We start from the raw sequence: 21,226 nt of genomic DNA, 5'->3' as shown, positions 1-21,226 counted from the left end.
TCAGGCCGCGCAGGCCGGCTTGGCCGGCTCGACGATGTCGGCGTGGACGGTGCCCGATTCCTGCGTCACGTGCATCGGCCGCAGGCCCAGGCGGGCGAACAGGGCCTGGTCGGCCTCGGTGTCGGGGTTGCCGGTGGTCAGCAGCTGCTCGCCATAGAAGATGGAGTTGGCGCCGGCGAGGAAGCACAGCGCCTGCAGTTCGTCGCTCATGCTGGCGCGGCCGGCCGAGAGGCGGACCATCGAGGCCGGCATCAGGATGCGGGCCACGGCGATGGTGCGGACGAATTCGAACGGGTCCAGCTCGGCCGCGGTGTGCCGCTCGGCCAGGGGCGTTCCCGCCACTTCCACCAGCCGGTTGATCGGCACCGAATCCGGGTGCGCCGGCAGGTTGGCCAGGGCCATCAGCAGGCCGGCGCGCTGCTCGCGCCGCTCGCCCATGCCGACGATGCCGCCGCAGCAGGTCTTCAGGCCGGCCTCGCGCACGTGCTCCAGGGTGCGGAAGCGGTCCTCCACCTCGCGGGTGCTGATGATCTGCCCGTAGTACTCGGGGTCGGTGTCGATGTTGTGGTTGTAGTAGTCCAGGCCGGCCTGGCGCAGGGCCCGCGCCTGGTCGGCGCTGAGCATGCCGAGGGTGGCGCAGGTTTCCAGGCCCAGGGCCTTCACCCCGCGGATCATCTCGGCCACCTTGGGGATGTCGCGGTCCTTGGGGCTGCGCCAGGCGGCGCCCATGCAGAAGCGGGTGGCGCCGGCGGCCTTGGCCTGGCGGGCCTTCTCCAGCACTTGATCGGCGCTCATCAGCTTCGTTGCCTGCACGCCGGTGTGATAGCGGGCGGCCTGCGGGCAGTAGGCGCAGTCCTCGGGGCAGCCACCGGTCTTCACCGACAGCAGGGTCGACACCTGGACCTCGGCCGGATCGAAGCGCTCGCGGTGCACGCTGGCGGCGCGGTGCAGCAGCTCCGGGAAGGGCAGGTCAAACAGGGCGAGGACTTCCTCGCGCGTCCAGTCATGGCGGATGACGGCGGGCATGGCGGTTTCCTGACGGCGCGGCGGCCAGGGGATGGGCAGTCTGGTGAGCATGTCCGGACCTGTCAACCAAACGCCGGGGCGGCTGGTTGACGGCGCCGGCGGTTCCGCCCGTCACGTCCGTAACCCCAGCCCTGCACGGTCGGGGCCGGAGCCCGGCAGGCCTGTATCGGGGCCATCCACGGAGCCGATTTGCGGAATCGGGGCGGCGTTCAGGCCGGCGCCCTGGCCGGGCCGGGCGCTGACACGCCTGGCCGCCTGGCTGCTGCCGCCGCGCTGCCTGCTCTGCGGCCTCCCGGGCGAGGCCGGCCTGGACCTGTGCACGGCTTGCCTGGCTGCCCTGCCGCGTCTGCCACCGGCCTGCCCGCGGTGCGCCCTGCCGGCACCGGCCGGCGAGGTCTGCGGGCGCTGCCTGGCACGGCCGCCGGTGCAGGCGTGGGCGGTGGCCGCCTTCCTCTACGCCCCGCCGCTGGACCGGCTGCTGCCGCGGCTCAAGTTCCATGCCGACCTGGCCGCGGGTCGGCTGCTGACGCAGCTGGCCTTGCCGGCGTTCATGGCGGCACCCCGGCCGCAGGCCCTGCTGCCCTTGCCGCTGCACCGCTCGCGCCTGCGCCGGCGCGGCTTCGACCAAGCCCTGGAACTGGCCCGGCCCCTGGCCCGGGCCCTGGGCCTGCCCCTGCTGACCGGTGGCCTGCGGCGCCGCCGGGCCACCGCAGCCCAGTCCGGACTCGAGGCCCGGGAACGCCGCCGCAACGTGCGCGGCGCTTTCGCGGTGCCGGCAGGGGTGCCGCTGCCGGATCACCTGGCCCTGTTCGACGACGTGATGACCACCGGCGCCACCCTGGACGAAGCCGCGCGGGTGCTGCGCACGGCCGGCGTGCGACGGGTGGACCTGTGGGCGCTGGCCCGGGCGCCGCCGCCTGGCTGAGCGAAGGAGCGCGCAACGCCTTCATGCGGCCGTGGACGGCCGCAGGCCTGCCGCCGGAAGAATCCGCCGCGCGCTCAGTCCAGGGCGTAGTGCCCGGCGATGCCGGCGAACACCGCCAGGCCGACCCACTGGTTGGACAGGAAGGCCTGGAAACACTCGGCCCGGCCGCGACCGCGGGCGACCCAGAACTGCCGCAGCACCAGCACGGCCGCCACGCCCAGGGCCACGTAGTAGTACAGGCCCAGCCCGGCCCGGCCGCCGAGCAGGCCCAGGCCGAGCAGGAAGCCGCCGAACAGCACCGTCTGGGCGATCAGGTCGGCATCGCCGAACAGGATGGCGGTGGATTTCGCCCCGGCCTTCAGATCGTCCTCCCGGTCCACCATGGCGTACCAGGTGTCGTAGCCGGTGGTCCACAGCAGGTTGGCCAGGAACAGCAGCCAGGCGATTGCCGGCACCGTGCCCTGCACCGCCGCGAAGGCCATCGGTATGCCCCAGCCGAAGGCGATGCCCAGGTAGACCTGTGGCAGGTAGGTGTAGCGCTTGAGGAAGGGATAGCTGGCGGCCAGGAAGGCGCCGGCGATGCTCAGCAGCACGGTCAGGCGGTTGGTCAGCAGCACCAGGCCGAACGCCGCCAGCATCATCGCCGCGAAGATCAGCAGCGCTTCGGTGGCGGAGACTTCGCCGGTGGCCAGGGGCCGGCCGCGGGTGCGCTCGACCTGCGGATCCAGCCAGCGGTCGGCGTAGTCGTTGATGACGCAGCCGGCCGAGCGGGTCAGCCAGACGCCGGCAGTGAAGATCAGCAGGAGCTTCCACGGGGGCAGGCCTTCGGCCGCCAGCCACAGCGCCCACCAGGTGGGCCAGAGCAGCAGCAGGGTGCCGACCGGGCGGTCGCCGCGCAGCAGCCGCCAGTAGGCATCCATGCGCTTGCGCCAGCTCGGAGGCGGCGGCGGCGGTGTCGGCTTGGCGTAGCGTTCGTATTCGTAAGCCATCGCGAAAGCCTAGCAGGGCGGTCCGGCGCCAGGCATCGCCGGCCAAAGCGGTGACGGATCCTCCGGGCGCTTCCCTCGGGAATGCGTACCGGCGCCGCGCCCCGGCGTTGCGCACCGGTGCTGCGCGCCGGCCGTGACCACCGCCCCTTGCCCGGTCGGCGGAACGCCCCCATTGTGAGCATCTCACCCACCCCGACAGGAGCGAGCTTCATGAGCGCAGGCCAGGGTTCCACCGGCAACGTCATCGCCGCCATCTGCAGCCTGATCATTCCAGGCCTGGGCCAGCTCGTGCAGGGCCGGGTGTTGTGGGCCCTGTTCTGGTTCGTCCTGGCCGGTATCGGCTACGGCATCACCTTCCTGCTGTCGCTGGGCTTGCTGCCCTTCGGCGGCGTGCTGGTGGCCATCCTGTCCTGCATCCACGCGGCGGTGTACAGCCCGTCGCGCTGAGCGGGCGGCGCCGGCTCAGCGGCGTGAACGCAGCCAGTCGGCGAGTTCGGGCCCGGCCAAGGGGCGGGTGTAGAGATAACCCTGCGCCTCGTCGCAGCCCTGGGCCTTGAGCAGGGCCTGCTGCGCCTCGGTCTCCACGCCCTCGGCCACTACGCTCAGGCCCAGGGCATGGCCCAGGCTGACCACCGCGTGGGTGAGCTCGAGCATGTTGGCCTGTTCGCCCATCTGCGAGACGAAACTGCGGTCTATCTTCAGGTGCCGCACCGGGAAGCGGTGCAGGTAGCCGAGGTTGGAGAAGCCGGTGCCGAAATCGTCGATGGCCAGGCCGATGCCGTGGCGCCGGAACAACTCGAAACTGCGGCGCAGGGTCTCGGAGTCGGCCATCAGCGAACTTTCGGTGATTTCCAGTTGCAGCCGGTCGGTGGCCCAGCCGGTGCGCTGGCAGGTCGCCACGACCTGGGTGGCGAACTCGGGATCGCGCAACTGCAGCGCGGACACGTTGACGGCGATTCGTTCGAAGGCCAGGCCCTGCTCGTGCCAGCGGCGGGCCTGCCGGCAGGCCTGTTCCAGGGCCCACCGGCCCATGGCGAGGATCTCGCCGCTTTCTTCGGCGATCGGAATGAACTCGGCCGGGTTGCGCAGTTCGCCTGAGGCGGTGCGCCAGCGCATCAGGGCCTCGATCACCCCGACCCGCCCGTCGGCCAGGCGCAGCGTGGGCTGGAATACCAGATGAAACTCGCCGCGCTCCACCGCACCGCGCAGCTCCTGCTCCAGCGCCACCCGCCGCCGCACCTTTTCGTAGAACGTGTCGTTGTAGAACTGATAGGTGTTGCGACCGGCATCCTTGGCCGCGTACATGGCGGTGTCGGCGGCCCGCATCAGCGCGTCGAGATCCCGGATGCCGTCGTTGAGCAGGGCGATGCCGACGCTGCAGCCGATGCGCGCCTCGGTGCCGCCCAGGTCCACCGGCATGCCCAGGACATCGATGATCTTGCGCGCCACCAGGGCCGCGTCCTCGGGCCTGGCCACCTCACGCAACAGCACCAGGAATTCGTCGCCGCCCAACCGGCCGACCATGTCCGAACCACGCACGCAGGCCTTCAGCCGGCCGGCCACCTCGCGCAGCAGCCGGTCGCCGGCCTCGTGGCCCTGGGTGTCGTTGACGAACTTGAAGCGGTCCAGGTCGAGGAACAGCAGGGCCAGCGGCTTGCCGGAGGTCCGCGCCAGCGCCACCGCTGCGCTGGCCTGGGCCTCGAAGAGATAGCGGTTGGGCAGGCCGGTCAGCACGTCGTAGTGGGCCAGCTGCTCGATGCGTTCGTTGGCCTCGTGCTCTTCGGTAATGTCCTGGGTCAGGCCGGTGACGCGGTAGGGCTGGCCGTCGCGCCGCTCCATGCGGGCGGTGATGCGCAACCAGATGCGCCGCTCGTCAGGCGTGAAGTAGCAGGCTTCCAGCGTTTCCTCGTGCGTCACCCCGGCGACCAGCCGTGACAGCGCTTCGCGCAGCTCCATCCGCGACTCGGGCGCGTAGTGGGGCAGGGTGTCTTCGAAACGCAGCGGCGTGCCGGACGGGATGCCGTGGATGCGGTAGTTCTCGTCGGTCCAGTGCAGCTCGTCCGTGTCCAGGATCAATTCGAAACCGCCGATGCGACCGACGGCGGCGATGCGGTTGAGCAGGTCGTTGCGCCAGCGCGCGGTTTCCTCGCTCCGTCGCTGTTCGGTGATGTCGTGCAGCACGCCCACCAGCCGCCGCACCACCCCGTCCGGACCGGGAATGCCCTCGCCACGCGCCTGCACCACCCGGCGTTCGCCGTTGGGCCGCACCATCTCCAGTTCCAGCGCGTAGGGCTTGCCCTCGCGCAGGATGGCGATGGAGGCCTCGCGCAGGCGGGCGTAGGACTCTGGCGTGAACAGGTGCTTCTGCGAACGGAACGGCGGCGGCGTGCTGCCCGGCCGCAGGCCGGCGATCAGGTACAGCTCGTCCGACCACCACAGGACATCGGCCTCGGCGTCCCAGCTCCAGCTGCCCAGGCGGGCCACGTGCTGGGCCTGGTTGAGGATCAGCTCGCGCTCGCGCAACTGCAGTTCGATCTGCTTGTAGTCGTGGATGTCGGTGTGGGTGCCGATCACCCGGAGGGGCCGCCCGTGCGTGTCCCAGCGCAGGGCGCGGCCGCGGTCCAGGATCCAGCGCCAGCGGCCATTGGCGTCGCGCACCCGGTAGTCCACCTGATAGTTCTCGCGTTCGCCGGCCAGGTGGGCATGCAGGGCCTCGGCGACGCGCGGGCGGTCGTCCGGATGGATCAGGGCCTGCCAGGCATCGAAACTGCCGTCGAAGGCGTTGTGCGGGTAGCCCAGCATGCTGAAGCAGCGGCCGGACCGGTATACCTTGCCGGTGCTGGCGTCCCAGTCCCAGAGGCCGTCGCGGGCGCCTTCCAGGGCGAAGCGCCAGCGGGCCGCATCCGGCGCCTCGGCCGGTTCCGCGCCGTCGTCGCCGTCGTGAAGGCTGACGGTATAGCCCTGCAGATCGCCGCGGTCGTCGCGCACGGCGCGCAGCAGGCATTCCAGCACGCCGTCGGCGTCCTCATGCCGGTGCCCGACCACCCGGTCGGGATGATCGGCCAGCTGCCGGATGCCTTGCGCCAACGCCTCCCGCAGCAAGGGTTCACGGGCCGGGCCGACCAGCTCGGCAGCACGGGAGTTGCCGCCCAGTACCCGGCCTTCCGCGTCCAGAACCAACAGGGCGCGGCGAACCGGATGCTGCAACAGGCTGGCGGTGAATGCGGACAACAATGGCCTCCCCAAGGATGGACCTCGCCATTGTTCTGTCACAGGACTGCCGGCCCTGCTGTGCGCCAGCGCACAGACCGGCGCCTCGAAGGACGAGCCGTTCAGCTTGGCCGCCCGCTTTCCGGGCCCGGCCCGGCTTCCCATGCCGGCGGCTACCTGCGAGAATGACCGGCCCGCACCGCACCGGGCTCCGCCGGTGCCGGGAGCGCCGAAACACGCGCCTGTAGCTCAGCCGGATAGAGTAGCGGCTTCCGAAGCCGTTGGTCGGGGGTTCGAATCCCTCCAGGCGCGCCAGTTCCCCCGCGACAGGTCCGGGACCGCATCCGATCCCGGGCAAGCTGTCGCCTTCATCCTGATAGGACACTGGGGCGAGGCAAGGCCGGCATGAAGACTTCGAAGGTTCTCCAGATCCGGGTCGAACTCCGGGGGATCGAGCCGCTGATCTGGCGCCGCCTGCAGGTGCCGGGCGACTACACCTTCTGGGACCTGCACGTCGCCATCCAGAGCGCCTTCGCCTGGACTGACACCCACCTGCACGAGTTCCGGCCCTGGGGCCGGCGCGGCGGCCATCCGCGCTTCGGCATGCCGCTGGACGAGTTCGACGACGATCCGCCCCTGCCCGGCTGGGAGCACCGCGTGGCCGACGTCCTGAGCCGGGCCAATCCTCGGCTGGAATACGAATACGACTTCGGCGACGGCTGGGAACACGCGGTCGTGCTCGAGGACGTCCTCGAAGCGGCGCCAGGCAAGAAGTATCCGCGCTGCACGGCCGGCGAGCGTTCGGCGCCGCCCGACGACTGCGGCGGCCCGGGCGGTTACGAAAGCCTTCTCGAAACCCTGGCCGACCCGGAAGACCCGGACCACAAGGCGTCCCACGTCTGGGCCAGCCGCCAGAAGGGCAGGCGCGGCAAGTTCGATCCCGAGGCCTTCGACGAACAGCAGGTGAAGTTCGCCAACCCGGCGCCGCGGCTCAAGCGGCTGCTGGCTTATATTGCGTCCCAACGTTGATAGCCGGCGGGCTGCCCCTGGCTATCGGGAGGCCGGCGGCTTCCCAAGAAGCGGCGCCACGACGCCAGCCAACTCGGCCACCACCACTGCAAGCCCAGGCGCCTCCAGCCGACCCCTTTCGAGGAAGGCCCGCCATTGCCTTTGCTTGGCGTTGTCCGAGGCGAAAGCCTCCGTCAGCCCCACCGGCAGGGAACCAGGCATTGGGGTGTCCCGTCGCGCGAACGTGGCGGACACGGCGTTTCGAAGCACCGTCGGATCGAGCCGGCCCTCCCGGGCCAGGCTGAGCAGATCGAAGTAATCCTTCATCCGGCTGTTGGTCATACCGAGCACGACGATCGACTGCAGCTTCTCGGCGAAGACGGTTTCCCGCGGATAGATGCGCAACGAGGGCGCGGGCAGGTCATCGAGCAAGGTCGGCAGCTCGGCGTCCTCGGGCCCGGGCGTCACGGCATCCCCGAACCCGATATCCCACTGGACCAGGCACTCCGCCGTCCCCAGTCGGGCACGCAGGTTCACTCGCAGGCCGTCGTAGCGCGCCGTTTCCCGGATCTCGCTGACGCGCAGGCCCGCGAGGTCGAAAGCCAGGCCGTCGTCGACCTCAAGTTCGCAGAGTTCGCGGACGATGGCTTCGATTCGCGCCGGATCCGGAGTGCCAAAGCCCAGGAAGTCCGCGTCGCGCGTCGGCCTGTGCTCCTGGCCGAACCAGTGCCGGAAAAGCATGGCGCCCTTGAGCAGGAAGTCAGCCCGGTGGCGCGAGATCGACAGCCGATACAGCAGGCGCTCGACGGCATAGCGGTCTAGCGTCAGCTGGAACTCCTCCCCTGCCTGCTTCGCGTGGTTCAGCAGTCGCTGGCGGATCGAATCAATCCGTGCTGGCAAGGGACTGCTCATACCACCGATTCCAGATAGGGGCGCATGACATTTGCCATCCGAAGCTGACTCGCCAGCCGCCAGATTTCGTCGTTGCTCGTTCGACGCTCGCGGCGCACCTGGGCGAGCGCCTCCAGCGCCACGTCCAAACCGATCCTGTTGCGGAACTTGAAGCAATCCACGACGGTCCGGGCGACCCCGGTAACCCGGAGCGGCACGCCGTCGAGGACGTGGGTTTCGATTCCAGTCGAGAGGCCGGCACCCGAGTACCGAACGACCCGCAGCGAAGGCCAGTCCAGCTTGGGCGTGTGCCGCCCGGCGGCGATACCCAGCCAGACCGAGTGCGGTGCCTGTGTCGTGAGCCCGTGGAAGCGCAGCGCCGTCAGGAGGCAGAAGAAGCCGTCGGGCACGCGGCGCGCGACGATCTGCAGCCCCTCGTCCGCCGACGGCGCCCGACCGGGCAGTGAGTAGACCCCACGCGCGAGCCTGACCAGTTCGCCCCTTTGCACCAGGCGAGTGATCTGGGCACCCTCCAGCCCGGCGGCCCGGAGGTCACGGGCCCGGGCAGTGCCCTGGACTTCGAGCAGGCGCTTGGCTTTGGCGTGGGGATCCACGCACCGAGAGTGTTCTAATTGCTACATCTATGTCAATAATGTGTGTGTTTTTGTAACACCCCGCCACCAGGTTTGGAACTGGCCTTTACTCCCGCGAATGTGCCGACAAGAGCCTTGGACTGCGGTGCAGAATGGCTCCAAGTGACCTCGTCGCAGGCCGACTCGGGTCGGCGCCAAAGCAGGGCAGACCGCTTCGGACGGAAGGAGGCGGTCTGCAATCCATTGCCGCAGCTGAGTTTTCACGGCTTCCGAAGCCCGGCGCCGTTTCACGGTGTCCGGAACCGGGGCGACTCACTCCCGCCGCAACACCGCCCAGGCGAAAGCCTGCGTGTGGCCGCCCGGCGTGGTGTGCACCTCCCGGTGCTGGCCCACCAGGCGGAAGGCCGGACCCATCAGCGCGGCGATGTCCCCGGCCGAACGCCGCGCCACCGGCAGGCCGCTGCAACGCTCCGGGCCGTCGGGAGCGAAGCCGCCGATCACCGCGTGGCCGCCCGGACGCAGCGCCCGCGCCGCCTGCGCCGCATAGGCGGCGGCCGCCTCCGGGGCGGTGAGGAAATGCAGCACCGCGCGGTCGTGCCACAGGTCGAAGCCGGCGGCCGGCAAGTCGGCGGTGAGCAGGTCGGCGGCCAACCAGCGTACGCCGGCACCGCGGTCGCCCAGGCGGGCGCGGGCCAGGTCCAGGGCCTGGCGCGACAGGTCCAGCACGGTGATCGCGGCCACGCCGCGATCCAGCAGGTCGTCCACCAGGGTGGATGCGCCGCCGCCGACGTCGATGAGCCGCACGTCCGGCCCCAGCCCGGCCTGCTCCAGCAAGGCCAGCGAGGTCTCCAGGTGCGGCCTGTACCAGCTGAGGGTATCGGCCGGTTTGCGCTGGTACACGTCTTCCCAGTGGTCCTGCGGCGAAGGCTCCGGTTTGCCGCTCATGTTCCGCTCCTGGTCTCCATGGCCCAGCGCCCCGGCTAGACCTTCCCGCCATGACGAGGCCCAGAGTAGCGCCGCCTTGCGGCCGATGCCCGTGCCGGACGATCTCAGGGTGCTGCCCGGCCGGTAACATGATCGCCGGCCCGGTTCTTCCCCGTCGCCGCCCCTTGTCCCGGCCCCGTGCCGCGGCCACGTCCCCGAGCGGATATCGCCATGCATGCCGAGAACCTTTCCCGCTGGCAACACGAGCACGTCTTCGATACCGGCAGCCATGCCGCCGAGCGCGGCACGCGCCTGGTGATGTGGATCACGGCGGTGGCGATGGCGGTGGAGATCGCCGCCGGCTGGTGGTTCAACTCGATGGCACTGCTGGCCGACGGCTGGCACATGAGCTCGCACGCGCTGGCGATCGGCCTGTCCGCCGCCGCCTATGCGGCGGCCCGCCGTTACGCCCGGGATCCGCGCTTCGCCTTCGGCACCTGGAAGATCGAGGTGCTCGGCGGTTTCGCCGGCGCCATCTTCCTGCTCGGCGTGGCGGCGATGATGGTGATCGGTTCGCTCGAGCGGCTGCTGTCGCCGGAACCGATCCGTTACCGGGAGGCGATCGCGGTCGCCGGTCTGGGCCTGGGCGTCAACCTCGCCTGCGCCCTGATCCTGGGCCGGGCGCACCACCACGGCCACGGCCACCCCCACGGTCACGGACATCGTCATGACGACGGCCACCATCATGGCCGCGCCCACGGCCGGGAGTCCGGCCACGATCATGCCGAGCCCCGCCACCACGACCTCAACCTGCGTTCGGCCTACCTGCACGTGATCGCCGACGCCGCGACCTCGGTGCTGGCCATCGTCGCCCTGGCCGGGGGCTGGCTGTACGGCTGGGCCTGGCTGGATCCGGTCATGGGCATCGTCGGCGCGGTGCTGGTGGCGGTCTGGGCCAAGGGGCTGATCCGCGACACCGGCAAGGTGCTGCTCGACCGCGAAATGGACCATCCCGTGGTGGAAGGGATCCGGGCGGCGCTGGAATCCGGGCCCGGGGCCGGCGACACCCGCGTCACCGACCTGCACGTCTGGCGGGTCGGCCGGCATGCCTACGCCTGCGCCGTCGTCCTGGTGACGCACGATCGGTCGCTTGGCGCCGATGCCGCCAGACGCAGGCTGGCGGCACATCCGGAAATCGTGCACTCGACCATCGAGATCCATCATTGCCCGGACTCCGCCGGGTAGGACCGCGGCGGCCGGATCGTTACAATCCCGGCCCCCGACGGGCGGCGGGCGCGACCTTCCGCTCAGTCTCGGCCCGTGAGCCTGCGGCCGGCGAGACTGCTTTCGGCCCCGGATTGCGTTTCAGCCAGGGATGGCCATGAACATGACGACGACCCCCGAATCCGACGAACGCCAGCAATGGCAGGCGCTGCTGCGGCCGCTGGCCGGGCCGCGCTGGCCGATCCGGGCCAACCGCCGCTTTGCCGCCGAGGACGTCGCCCGCCTGCGCGAGGGCCTGTGGCCGCGCGGCCTGGACGACCGCTGGGCGGTCTGGCTGGACGGAGGGGTGCTGCGTTGCTGGCTGGCCGGCCCGCGCACCTGCGTCTACGAGGCGCGGCTGGAATTCGGCGAAGAGGGCGATGCCCGCTGCGTCGTGCTCGACGTTCTGGACAGCCCCGAGGAATACGCCCGCGCCCGCTCCGACGAGGGCGAGCTGGACCGCTTCGACGGCGTCCTGGTCCTGGTGCTGGCGGCGCGCCGGCAGGCGGCTTGAGCAGGCATCCGCGAACGGCCGGACTCCGCCCCGCCGGATGAGGCCGCGGCGGCTCAGTCGGTTTCCGCTTCCACCGCTTCCTGCGCCGGCGGCGTTTCCGTGCGGGCCTTGCCCTTGCCGCCGGCTGCCTGCACGGGTTCGGGATGCATCGCCAGCGCCGCCTGCAACTCCTCGCAACTGACGCGGCCTTGTTCCTTGCGGCAGATGGTGTCGCCGAAACCCAGGCGCCTGAGCGCCAGCTCGCGCAGCTCCATGCGCTCGAGCAGGAAATCCACGAAGGCGCGCACCTTCGGTGACAGCACCGAGCCGCGCGGAAACACCGCGTTGAGCTCGACGATCGGTCCGGCCCAGCCCGGCAGCACCCGCCGCACGCAGCCGCTGGCCAGTTCGCCGCCCACCACCATCGGCGTGGCCAGCATCAGGCCTTCGCCGGCCAACAGTGCCGGCTTCAGCGCGAAGGGGTCGTTGGCCACCATCATCGGCCGCACTCCGAAGTCGCCGCTGTGGTCGCCGTCGCCCAGAGCCCAGCTCCAACGCTGGCCGCGCCGGTGGTGCGGCATCACCAGAGCATGGTGGTGCTCCAGATCCTCGGGCGTCAGCGGCTCGCCATGACGGGCGATGTAGCTGGGGCTGGCATAGATGTAAGGCCGGTAGCTGCCCAGGTTGCGGGCCACCAGGGTGGAGTCCGGCAGGGAGCCGAAGCGCAGGGCGACGTCTATCTCGTCGCCGATCAGGTCGAGCACGTCGTTGCTCAGCACCAGATCCAGTCGCACCTCCGGGTAGCGCGAGCGGAATTCGGTCAGCAGTGGTCCCAGCGCGATCAGGCCCAGGGACACCGGGACGGTGACCCGCAGCCAGCCGCGCGGCCCGCTCTGCAACTGGTTGACCGCGCCCTCGGCCTCCTCCAGTTCGCGGGCGATGCGCTTGCAATGTTCGTAGTACACGGTGCCGGCCTCGGTCAGTCCGAGCCGGCGGGTGGTGCGCATCAGCAGCTGCGCGCCCAGGCGCGCCTCCAGCTCCAGCACCTTGCGGCTGACCGTAGTCTTGGGCAAACCCAGTTGCCGGGCCGCCGCGGTGAAGCTGCCCTGCTCCACCACCTTCACGAAGATCAGCGTGTCGTTGAGATCGCGCGCCATGCCTGTTCTCCCTCGTGCGGGACGCCCATGCGGGGGCATCCGGGCGGGAACATCCGGACGGCTACCGGCCGGACGCCGGCGCTGCGAACGATTGTCCCTGGTGCGACACCATTCTGTCACCGAATCGCGCGCGCATTGTCTCGCCTCCGAGACAATTTTTCCCTGGTTTGCCGTCTAATCCACGCTCGTATGCGTCCATAACATTCAGCGACCTTTGCCAACGGGCCAGGTCGTCATGAATCCCTCCCCCCGCAACGCCACCCTGCACGGCACTCCCGTGGTGGTGATCGGCGCCACCGGCCACATCGGCCGGGGCGTGGTCGCCGCTCTGCTGGAGGCCGGCACGCCGGTGCTGGCCGTCGCGCGTGACGCCACCCGGCTGGCGGAGCTGCGCATGGGCACGGGTCCGGACCCGCGCCTGGGCGTCATTCCGGCATCCCTGGCCAGCGATGCCGAAGGCGAGGAACTGGCCGCCGTGCTGAGGGCCTTCCGCCGCCCCCTGGGCGGGGTGGTGGTTTGCCTGTCGGGTCCGCGCCAGCGCGGCCGGCTGATCGAACAGCCGGCCGATTTCCTGGAGCGGACGCTGAACGAAAACGTGACGCCGGTGCTGGTGGCGGCCCGCCACCTGGTTCCGCTGCTGGCGGCGGCCGGCAAGGGCCTGCCCTTCCTGGTGATCGGCGGTCCGGCGGCCGACGTGCCCTGGGCCGGCTACGGCCAGCATTCGGTGGCGGCGGCGGCGCAACGGATGCTGCTGCGCGTGCTGCACGACGAGCTGGCCGGCGAACCGGTGCGGGTACAGCAGCTGGTGATCGGTTCGCCGGTCTGCAGCGGCCGGCATGACGAGCCCGCCTGTCCGGAATGGCCCAGTGCGCTCGACGTCGGCCATCAGGTCTGCATCGCGCTGGCGGACGCCCACTCGCACGAGGCGGTCCGTCGGCTCTTCCCCTCGCCACGCCCGTCGGCGACCCCGCCGACCGCAGCCACGAACCCCACTTGAACAGAGGCTCTCCCCCCATGAACGCGAGCACGAACCGGCAAGACCGACTCTTCCGTCCCGTCCGCCAGGTGGCCAGTCGCTGGGCGATCGGCCTACTGGCCCTGTCCGGCCTGCTGGGCCTCGCCGGCTGCGCCAGCGAGGCCGCGCCCGGTGAAGGCATGCCACCGCCGCCAGAGGTCAGCGTGGCCACGGTCGAACAACGCGAGATCCGGCCCTGGAGCGAATTCACCGGCCGCATCGAAGCCGTCCAGACCGTGCAGCTGCGGCCGCGGGTATCCGGCTACATCGAACGCATCGCCTACGAGGAAGGCCAGGAAGTCCGCCAGGGCCAGGTGCTGTTCGTCATCGATCAGCGTCCCTACCGCGCCGCCCTGGCCCGGGCCGAGGCCGAGCTGGCCCGCGCCCGTACCCAGGCCGAACTGACACGCAGCGAAGCCGCCCGCGCCGAGCGCCTGGCCGGCCAGCGGGTGATCTCGACCGAGGAACTCGACCAGCGCCGCGCCGCCGCCGCCGCCGCCCAGGCCGCCGTTCGGGCCGCGGCCGCCGCCCGCGACGTGGCCGCGCTGGAGCTGGAGTTCACTGAAGTGCGCGCGCCGATCGCCGGCCGCGCCGGCCGAGCCCTGGTGACGCCGGGCAATCTGGTCGGCCCCGAAACCAGCGTGCTGACCAGCATCGTTTCGGTGGACCCGGTGCATGTGGTGTTCGAAGGCGACGAGCTGACCTACCTGCGCTTCACCCGCGAGGCCCGCACCGAGGGCAAGCGGCGCAGCCCGGTGCAGGTCGGCCTGGCCGGCGAGGAAGGCTTTCCGCACGAGGGCGTGCTGGATTTCGTCGACAACCACGTGGATCCGGCCACTGGCACCATCGTCGCCCGCGCCGTGCTGGACAACGCCGGCCGGCAGTTCACTCCCGGCCTGTTCGCCCGGGTGCGCCTGCTCGGACCCGAGCCGGTGAAGGCGCTGCTGGTGGATCCGAAGGCGGTGCTGACCGACCAGGACCGCCGCTACGTCTATGTGCTCGGCGCCGACAACACCGCCCAGCGCCGCGACATCCGGCTCGGTCGCGAGCTGGACGGCCTGCGCGTGGTCGAATCCGGCCTGGAACCGGGCGAGAAGATCATCGTGCACGGCGTGCAGAAGGTGTTCTTCCCGGGCATGCCGGTGCAGCCGGTCGAAGTGGCCATGGGCGCGCCGCCGGCCGTCGCCGCGGCCGCGGGCTCGCACTGAGGAGCCGCCGACATGCGCGACTTTTCCAGCCTGTTCGTCGACCGTCCGATCTTCGCGGCGGTCCTGTCCATCCTGATCTTCGTCGCCGGCCTGATCGCCTTGCCGCAGCTGCCGATCAGCGAGTACCCGGAAGTGGTGCCGCCCTCGGTGGTGGTGCAGACGGTGTATCCGGGCGCCAACCCGAAGGTGATCGCCGAGACGGTGGCGACGCCGCTGGAGGAGGCCATCAACGGCGTCGAGGACATGATGTACATCAAGTCCGTCGCCGGCTCCGACGGCGTGCTGATGATGACCGTCACCTTCCGGCCCGGCACCGATCCGGACGACGCCGCGGTCAAGGTGCAGAACCGGGTCAGCCAGGCGCTGGCCCGCCTGCCCGAGGACGTGCGCCGCCAGGGCGTGACGACGCAGAAGCAGTCGCCGACCTTCCTGATGGTGGTGCATCTGACCTCGCCCGGCGGCGAGCACGACACCCTCTACCTGCGCAACTACGCCCGCCTGCACGTCCGCGACGTGCTGGCGCGCGTGCCCGGCGTCGGCGACGCCCAGGTCTTCGGCGGCGGCGACTACGCCATGCGCGCCTGGCTGGATCCGGACCGCATCGCCGCCCGCGGCCTCAGCGCCGGCGACGTGATCCGCGCCATGCGCGAGCAGAACGTGCAGGTCTCCGCCGGCCAGCTCGGCGCCGAGCCCATGCCGGACAGCCAGTTCCTCACCCTGATCAACGCCCAGGGCCGGCTGCGCACCGAGGAGGAGTTCGGCCAGATCGTGCTCAAGGTCGGCGACAACGGCGAGGTCGTGCGCCTGTCCGACGTCGCCCGCCTGGAGCTGGGCGCGCACAGCTACACCCTGCGCAGCAACCTGGACGGGAAGAACGCGGTCGCCATCGGCATCTTCCAGGCGCCGGGCGCCAACGCCCTGCAGATCCGCGACCAGGTGATCGCCCACATGGAAGAGCTGTCGCAGCACTTCCCGCCGGGCATGCAGTACGAGGCGGTGTACGACACCACCATCTTCGTGCGCGACTCCATCAATTCGGTGATCCGCACCCTGCTGGAAGCGGTGGTGCTGGTGGTGCTGGTGGTGCTGCTGTTCCTGCAGACCTGGCGCGCCTCGATCATTCCCTTGCTGGCGGTGCCGGTGTCGGTGGTCGGCACCTTCGCGGTGCTGTACCTGCTGGGCTATTCGGTCAACACCCTGACCCTGTTCGGCCTGGTGCTGGCGATCGGCATCGTGGTGGACGACGCCATCGTCGTGGTCGAGAACGTCGAACGCAACATCGAAGAGGGGCTGGATCCGCTGGCGGCCACCCATCAGGCCATGCGGGAAGTGTCCGGACCGATCATCGCCATCGGCCTGGTGCTGTGCGCGGTATTCGTGCCGATGGCTTTCCTGGACGGTGTCACCGGCCAGTTCTACCGGCAGTTCGCCGTCACCATCGCCATCTCGACGGTGATCTCGACGATCAACTCGCTGACCCTGTCGCCGGCCCTGGCGGCCCGGCTGCTCAAACGCCATGACGCGCCCAAGGACGTGATCGAACGGTTCATCCAGCGCTCCCTCGGCTGGTTGTTCCGGCCGTTCAACCGTTTCTTCGGCCGCAGCTCCGAGGCCTACCAACGTTCGGTCGGCCGCTCGCTGATGCGGCGCGGCGCCGTGTTCGCCATCTATGGCGGCCTGCTGCTGGCCACCGGGCTGATGTTCAGGCTGGTGCCGCCGGGCTTCATCCCGGTGCAGGACAAGCTGTACCTGATCGCCGGCGTGATCCTTCCGGAGGGCTCCTCGCTGTCGCGCACCGACGCCCTGCTATCGAAGGTGGCGGAGATCGCCATGGAAACCGAAGGCGTGTCGCACGCGGTCGCCTTTCCCGGCCTGAACGCCCTGCAGTTCACCAATACACCCAACACCGGCGTGGTGTTCTTCCCGCTCGAAGACTTCGGCGACCGGCCGGGCCGCACCGCCGCCGACATCAACGCCGAGATCAACATGAAGATCGCCGGCCTGCAGGAGGGCTTTGCCTTCTCCTTCATGCCGCCGCCGATCCTCGGTCTGGGCAACGGCTCGGGCTACCAGCTGTTCATCGAGGACCGCGCCGGACTGGGTTACGGCGCCCTGCAGGAAGCGGTGAAGAACTTCCAGGGCGCGGTGTCGCAAGTGCCGGGCATGGGCTTCCCGATCACCAGCTACCAGGCCAACGTGCCGCAGCTGGACGCCGAGGTGGACCGGGTCAAGGCCAAGGCCCTGGGCGTGCCGCTGACCGACCTGTTCGAGACCCTGCAGGTCTACCTGGGCTCGGCCTACGTCAACGATTTCAACCAGTTCGGCCGCACCTGGCAGGTGATCGCCCAGGCCGACGGCCGCTTCCGCGGGCGGGTCGAGGACATCGCCAGGCTGCGGGTGCGCAACGCCGACGGCGAAATGGTGCCGATCGGTGCCATGGTGGACGTCCGGCAGAGCTTCGGGCCCGACCCGGTGCTGCGCTACAACGGCTATCCGGCCGCCGACATCGCCGGTGAATCCGATCCGCGCCTGCTGTCTTCGGCCCAGGCCATGGACGTGCTGCAGAACGTCGCCGACCAGGTGCTGCCCAACGGCATGGCCATCTCCTGGACCGACCTGAGCTACCAGCAAGCCAACCAGAGCGGTGCCGCCCTGGTGGTGTTCCCGCTGGCGGTGCTGCTGGTGTTCCTGGTGCTGGCGGCACTGTACGAAAGCTGGACCTTGCCGCTGGCGGTGATCCTGATCGTGCCGATGTGCATGCTCTCGGCCCTGATCGGCGTCTGGTTCGGCGGCGGCGACAACAACATCTTCGTCCAGGTCGGTCTGGTGGTGTTGATGGGACTGGCCTGCAAGAACGCCATCCTGATCGTCGAATTCGCCCGCGAGCTGGAAATGCAGGGCAGGGGCATCGTCGAAGCGGCGCTGGAGGCCTGCCGACTGCGCCTGCGCCCGATCATCATGACCTCGATCACCTTCACCGCGGCGGTGGTGCCCCTGGTGCTGGCCTCCGGCGCCGGCTACGAAGTGCGGCAGGCGCTGGGCACGGCGGTGTTCGCGGGCATGATCGGCGTCACCCTGTTCGGCCTGTTCCTCACCCCCGTGTTCTATGTCGCCCTGCGCAAGCTGGTGAGCCGCCGCGAGCGCGCGGCGGGCGCCGCCGTCCTGGCGCCGGCGACGGGAGCTTCCCATGACTGATGCCTTGCTTCCCCGCCCGCTGGCAGCCGCGGTGCTTGCCTCGTTGCTCGCCGCCTGTGCCGTCGGCCCCGACTACGTGCGGCCGACCATGGACGCGCCCGCCCAGTTCCACCGCGCCGACCTGGTCCTCACCCGCGCTTCGGAAACCGAGCACGCCTTCTGGGAACGCCTCGGCGATCCGGTGCTGGCGCAGCTGATCGAGGACGCCCTGCGCGACAACCGCGAGCTGCACATCGCCCTGGCCCGGCTCGAGCGCGCCCGCGCCCTGCTCGGCGAGGCCGGCCGCGACTATCTGCCGACGGTGCGGGCCGGCGGCCGGGCCGGCGAGCAGCGCGCCTCTGCCTTCGAAGCGCCGGGTGTTCCGCGCTCCGAACGCGACGGCGACAGCCGCGGTGTCGAGGCCGTGGTGAGCTGGGAGCTGGACCTGTTCGGCCGGGTGCGGCGCGGCGTCGAGGCGGCGCGTGGCGAGTCCGATGCCAGCGCCGCCGACCTGGCGGCGCTGCAGGTGGCGGTGGCCGGCGAAGTCGCGCGCAACTACTACCTGTTGCGCGGCCTGCAGACCCGGCTGGCGGTGGCGCGCGACAACGCCCGCAACCAGGAACGTTCGCTGGAGCTGGTGCGGGCCCGCGCCGAAGCCGGCGGCGGCACCGAACTCGACAGTGCCCGCGCCCGCGCCCAGCTGGAACTGACACTCTCGCGCCTGCCCGCCCTCACCGCCGAGATGCAGGCCGCCCAGCACCGCCTGGCCGTGCTGACCGGCCGCGAACCCGGCGCGCTCGGCGAGCTGCTGGATGCACCGGCGCCCTGGCCGGAGCTGCCCGGGCTGCTGGCGGTGGGTACGCCGCCCGACCTGCTGGCGCGCCGCCCCGACGTCGCCGCGGCCGAGCGACGCCTGGCCGCGGCCACGGCCCGTATCGGCGTCGCCACCGCCGACCTGTACCCGCGCTTCAGCCTGGACGGGCTGATCGGCAGCCTGGCCGGCGATGCCGGTGATCTGTTCGACCGCGACAGCGAACGGCGCCGACTGGTGCTGGGCATCGACTGGTCCTTCCTCGACCGCGGTCGTGTGCGCGATCGCATCGACGCCGCCGGCGCCGATGCCCGTGCCGCGCTCGCGGCATGGCAGCAAGCCAGCCTGAGGGCGCTGGAGGAAACGGAGACGGCACTGGTGCGCTATGCCCAGAGCGAGCGCGAACGCCGGCATCTGGAGGATGCGGCCCAGGCCAGCGCCCGCGCCGCCGAACTGGCACGGCTGCGTTTCGAGGGCGGCGCGGCCGGTTTCCTCGACGTGCTGGATGCCGAAAGGGCGCGACTGGAAGCCGAGGATCTGGCGGCAGCGGCGCGCATGCGCCAGGCCCAGGCCCTGGTCGGCCTGCACGCGGCCTTGGCCGGCGGCTGGCCGGAGCGGATGCCGCGGCCTACTCCGGCGGCTGAACCGAGTAGCCGCGTCGCTCGAGCTCGCTGAGCAGGCTGTCCTTGCCCAGCAACAGGCTCATGGGCAGCACGGCGAAACTGGCGTCGTGCTCGCCCAGGGCCTGCTCGGCGGCTTCCAGCCAGAGCGCGCGCACCCGCGCCGGCGCTTCCGCCAGGCCCTGCTTCTCGGCCAGCCGGGATTGCAGTACCGCTTCCATGCAGGCGCCGGCGGCATCGGTGTAATCCAGCTTCGCCAGCACATCCAGCCGGCCCAGGGCCCAGGCATTGGCGCGGGTGGCCAGGGTCGGCAGGTCGTTCTCCACCTGGGCCAGGCTGCGCCGGAAGCACTCGACGTCGTCCAGGCCGGTGCGGCGGAACTCGCGCAGCGCCGCCCGCGGTTCCTCGATGGTGATCGCGTGCGCCGGTTGCCGCAGCGGCACGCCTGCCTTGCGCGCGGCCCGGCGCACCATGCGCAGCACCAGGTCGGCGCCGGTCAGGTCGTGGGCCTCGAAGGCCTTCTCGCGCAGCTCCATGGCGGCCACCAGCGGTCGGCGCTTTTCGATGCCGCGGTCGCGGCCGAAGTAGCGCTGTTTCAAGGGCTGCCAGCGCGCGTAGTCCTCCGGCGGCAACACGTCCTGCAGCCTGTCCTTGTCGGGGTTGTTGCGCGCCGAGAGCAGGGACGGCAGCAGGAACAGGCCGGTGATGGCACCGCCCCTGGGCCGCAGCTGCACGATCGGCGGCATCAGCACCACGCCGGATTCGGCGATGCGCGCCTCCACCTCGGCCGAGTTCCAGTACATACGCCGCGGCAGCGGACCGACGTAACCCAGCACCCGCATCACCCGACCGTCGCGCGATACCGTCCACAGGCCGGGGCCAGGCTGTTCGCCGGTGACCACGACGGTGTCCAGCACCACCTCGCCTTCGCCGGCGACCGGCGCGTCGTCTGCCGCCTGCGCGTCGCCATCCGCCGCGGGACCGGTGTCGGTCCCGGCGGGATCCGTACTGGCGCGGGTGTCTGCCGGGGCGTCCGGCCCGCCGGTTTCGGCGGGCGGTTCCTGCGCCGGCAAGGGCACGGCCAGGGCGATGGCCAGCAGGAAGGAGATCAGGGCCGGGCGCGTTCCCGTGCGCCGGGCGGCGACGTGCTCAGGGCTGCTTGCGTGCATCCAGAATCATCCGGGCGATGGCAGCGTCGCCCTTGTCCAGGAGTTCCACCGGCGTGTACTGGAAGCCGGACACCACCATGGCCTCGCCCACGCACCATTCGCGCTGCTCCTTGCTGAGCGTGGCGGCGCCAGCGGCGACGGCCTCGAGCAGGTCGGCACCGGGCACCGTGTCCTGCGGTTCGGGCACTTTCTTCTTCACCGGGCCGGCGCCGGCGGCGGCATCGCCTGCGCCCTTCTCGGCCGCGGCCTTCAGCCAGGAGATGCGCGCCATGCCCACCGCCAGGCGGTCGCCGCCGTCCTTGAGCTGGGGCACGGCCGTGGCCAGGGCGCCGAGCAGGGCATCGCGTTCGACGCCCAGGGTCTGCATGGATTTCTCCATGGCCGCCAGCTGCTGCTTCAGCTTTCCGACCTCGGCTTCCAGTTGCAGGATCTCGGTGGCCGGGTCCACCAGGGTCTTGGCTTCCAGCAGCCGCATCACCTTTTCGCTGAGCCGGGCATGGATGGCCGGGTCGGAGAACTTGAGGTCGCGCGCCGCCGTCTGCCAGGCCAGGGCCACCTGGCTGACGGTCTGGGCCTTCTCGGGCGCCGCGCCGGGTTCGGAAGACCGGGGCGGGGCCATCTCGGCGTTGATGAGGTTCTGGATGGCCAGGTCCAGGCGCTCGCACAACTCGGTCTTCTGGAAGTCGCGCGAGAGCTTGCGCAACTCGATCCGGCAGTCGATCAGCAGGGCGCGCAGGTCTTTCATGGCGG

The 21,226-nt window shown here is 70.7% G+C and carries 18 protein-coding genes, 1 tRNA gene and 1 pseudogene; 11 read left to right on the top strand and 9 right to left on the bottom strand.

All coding sequences use genetic code 11. The features are described from left to right. Entirely contained in the window at nucleotides 1–1,026 is a 1,026-nt protein-coding gene (bioB, locus tag F0415_RS11010; protein WP_149861274.1) for a biotin synthase BioB, read from the bottom strand. 31 nt (nucleotides 1,027–1,057) lie between these two features. Here bioB and F0415_RS12830 point away from each other — a divergent pair. After that, nucleotides 1,058–1,426, top strand: a pseudogene (locus tag F0415_RS12830) (double zinc ribbon domain-containing protein); the annotation flags it as partial. A gap of 39 nt (nucleotides 1,427–1,465) precedes the next feature. Beyond that, nucleotides 1,466–1,951: a ComF family protein gene (locus F0415_RS11005; protein WP_342780506.1), complete on the top strand. Its 486-nt coding sequence runs from the start codon at nucleotides 1,466–1,468 to the stop codon at nucleotides 1,949–1,951. A 74-nt stretch (nucleotides 1,952–2,025) separates the two neighbouring features. Here F0415_RS11005 and ubiA read toward each other — a convergent pair whose 3' ends face one another. After that, the gene (gene ubiA / locus F0415_RS11000; protein ID WP_149861273.1) at nucleotides 2,026–2,940 is read right to left on the bottom strand and encodes a 4-hydroxybenzoate octaprenyltransferase; all 915 of its coding nucleotides are present in this window, start codon (nucleotides 2,938–2,940) and stop codon (nucleotides 2,026–2,028) included. A 210-nt stretch (nucleotides 2,941–3,150) separates the two neighbouring features. Here ubiA and F0415_RS10995 point away from each other — a divergent pair, with 210 nt between their 5' ends. After that, complete coding sequence (locus F0415_RS10995) at nucleotides 3,151–3,387, top strand: hypothetical protein (protein ID WP_149861272.1); 237 nt, start codon at nucleotides 3,151–3,153, stop codon at nucleotides 3,385–3,387. A gap of 15 nt (nucleotides 3,388–3,402) precedes the next feature. Here F0415_RS10995 and F0415_RS10990 read toward each other — a convergent pair whose 3' ends face one another. Continuing rightward, nucleotides 3,403–6,171 (bottom strand): EAL domain-containing protein, encoded by a 2,769-nt coding sequence (locus F0415_RS10990; protein WP_188310372.1) that lies wholly within the window; start codon nucleotides 6,169–6,171, stop codon nucleotides 3,403–3,405. A gap of 217 nt (nucleotides 6,172–6,388) precedes the next feature. On the opposite strand from F0415_RS10990, the gene F0415_RS10985 reads away from it, so the two are divergent. Continuing rightward, nucleotides 6,389–6,465 (top strand) — tRNA-Arg (locus tag F0415_RS10985). A 90-nt stretch (nucleotides 6,466–6,555) separates the two neighbouring features. Further along, complete coding sequence (locus F0415_RS10980) at nucleotides 6,556–7,179, top strand: plasmid pRiA4b ORF-3 family protein (protein WP_149861270.1); 624 nt, start codon at nucleotides 6,556–6,558, stop codon at nucleotides 7,177–7,179. Between the two features lie 21 nt (nucleotides 7,180–7,200). Here F0415_RS10980 and F0415_RS10975 read toward each other — a convergent pair whose 3' ends face one another. The 3 genes from F0415_RS10975 to F0415_RS10965 form a co-directional block, all read right to left on the bottom strand. Then, nucleotides 7,201–8,070, bottom strand: a complete 870-nt coding sequence (locus F0415_RS10975; protein WP_149861269.1) for a nucleotidyl transferase AbiEii/AbiGii toxin family protein — start codon at nucleotides 8,068–8,070, stop codon at nucleotides 7,201–7,203. Then, nucleotides 8,067–8,663, bottom strand: a complete 597-nt coding sequence (locus F0415_RS10970) for a type IV toxin-antitoxin system AbiEi family antitoxin domain-containing protein (RefSeq protein ID WP_149861268.1) — start codon at nucleotides 8,661–8,663, stop codon at nucleotides 8,067–8,069. The genes F0415_RS10975 and F0415_RS10970 overlap by 4 nt, the downstream gene beginning before the upstream one ends. A gap of 291 nt (nucleotides 8,664–8,954) precedes the next feature. Continuing rightward, complete coding sequence (locus F0415_RS10965; RefSeq protein ID WP_149861267.1) at nucleotides 8,955–9,587, bottom strand: class I SAM-dependent methyltransferase; 633 nt, start codon at nucleotides 9,585–9,587, stop codon at nucleotides 8,955–8,957. 210 nt (nucleotides 9,588–9,797) lie between these two features. On the opposite strand from F0415_RS10965, the gene dmeF reads away from it, so the two are divergent. Further along, a complete protein-coding gene (gene dmeF, locus F0415_RS10960) occupies nucleotides 9,798–10,811 on the top strand; it encodes a CDF family Co(II)/Ni(II) efflux transporter DmeF (protein ID WP_149861266.1) in 1,014 nt (337 codons plus the stop codon). 142 nt (nucleotides 10,812–10,953) lie between these two features. Then, entirely contained in the window at nucleotides 10,954–11,343 is a 390-nt protein-coding gene (locus F0415_RS10955; RefSeq protein WP_149861265.1) for a hypothetical protein, read from the top strand. 53 nt (nucleotides 11,344–11,396) lie between these two features. Here the strand turns inward: F0415_RS10955 and F0415_RS10950 are convergent, their stop codons facing one another. Continuing rightward, entirely contained in the window at nucleotides 11,397–12,479 is a 1,083-nt protein-coding gene (locus F0415_RS10950) for a LysR family transcriptional regulator (RefSeq protein ID WP_149861264.1), read from the bottom strand. 235 nt (nucleotides 12,480–12,714) lie between these two features. On the opposite strand from F0415_RS10950, the gene F0415_RS10945 reads away from it, so the two are divergent. From F0415_RS10945 to F0415_RS10930, 4 genes are read left to right on the top strand one after another with little or no spacing between them, the layout of a single operon-like run. After that, nucleotides 12,715–13,476, top strand: coding sequence for an SDR family NAD(P)-dependent oxidoreductase (locus tag F0415_RS10945; protein WP_149861263.1), 762 nt, complete (start codon nucleotides 12,715–12,717; stop codon nucleotides 13,474–13,476). A 17-nt stretch (nucleotides 13,477–13,493) separates the two neighbouring features. Next, nucleotides 13,494–14,702, top strand: coding sequence for an efflux RND transporter periplasmic adaptor subunit (locus tag F0415_RS10940; protein ID WP_149861262.1), 1,209 nt, complete (start codon nucleotides 13,494–13,496; stop codon nucleotides 14,700–14,702). 12 nt (nucleotides 14,703–14,714) lie between these two features. Further along, a complete protein-coding gene (locus F0415_RS10935; RefSeq protein ID WP_149861261.1) occupies nucleotides 14,715–17,897 on the top strand; it encodes an efflux RND transporter permease subunit in 3,183 nt (1,060 codons plus the stop codon). Beyond that, on the top strand, nucleotides 17,890–19,362 hold the full coding sequence (locus F0415_RS10930) for an efflux transporter outer membrane subunit (protein WP_149861260.1): 1,473 nt from the start codon (nucleotides 17,890–17,892) through the stop codon (nucleotides 19,360–19,362). Before F0415_RS10935 ends, F0415_RS10930 begins: the two co-directional genes overlap by 8 nt. Here F0415_RS10930 and F0415_RS10925 read toward each other — a convergent pair. Further along, nucleotides 19,316–20,476, bottom strand: coding sequence for a TraB/GumN family protein (locus F0415_RS10925; RefSeq protein WP_149861259.1), 1,161 nt, complete (start codon nucleotides 20,474–20,476; stop codon nucleotides 19,316–19,318). The genes F0415_RS10930 and F0415_RS10925 overlap by 47 nt on opposite strands. After that, nucleotides 20,457–21,221, bottom strand: a complete 765-nt coding sequence (locus tag F0415_RS10920) for a hypothetical protein (protein WP_149861258.1) — start codon at nucleotides 21,219–21,221, stop codon at nucleotides 20,457–20,459. The genes F0415_RS10925 and F0415_RS10920 overlap by 20 nt, the downstream gene beginning before the upstream one ends. Nucleotides 21,222–21,226: the final 5 nt, after the last annotated feature.

This window comes from Arenimonas fontis, assembly GCF_008386465.1.
In the GTDB taxonomy this organism is placed as follows: Bacteria; Pseudomonadota; Gammaproteobacteria; order Xanthomonadales; family Xanthomonadaceae; genus Arenimonas; species Arenimonas fontis.
This window is presented reverse-complemented; position numbering and strand designations above follow the sequence as displayed.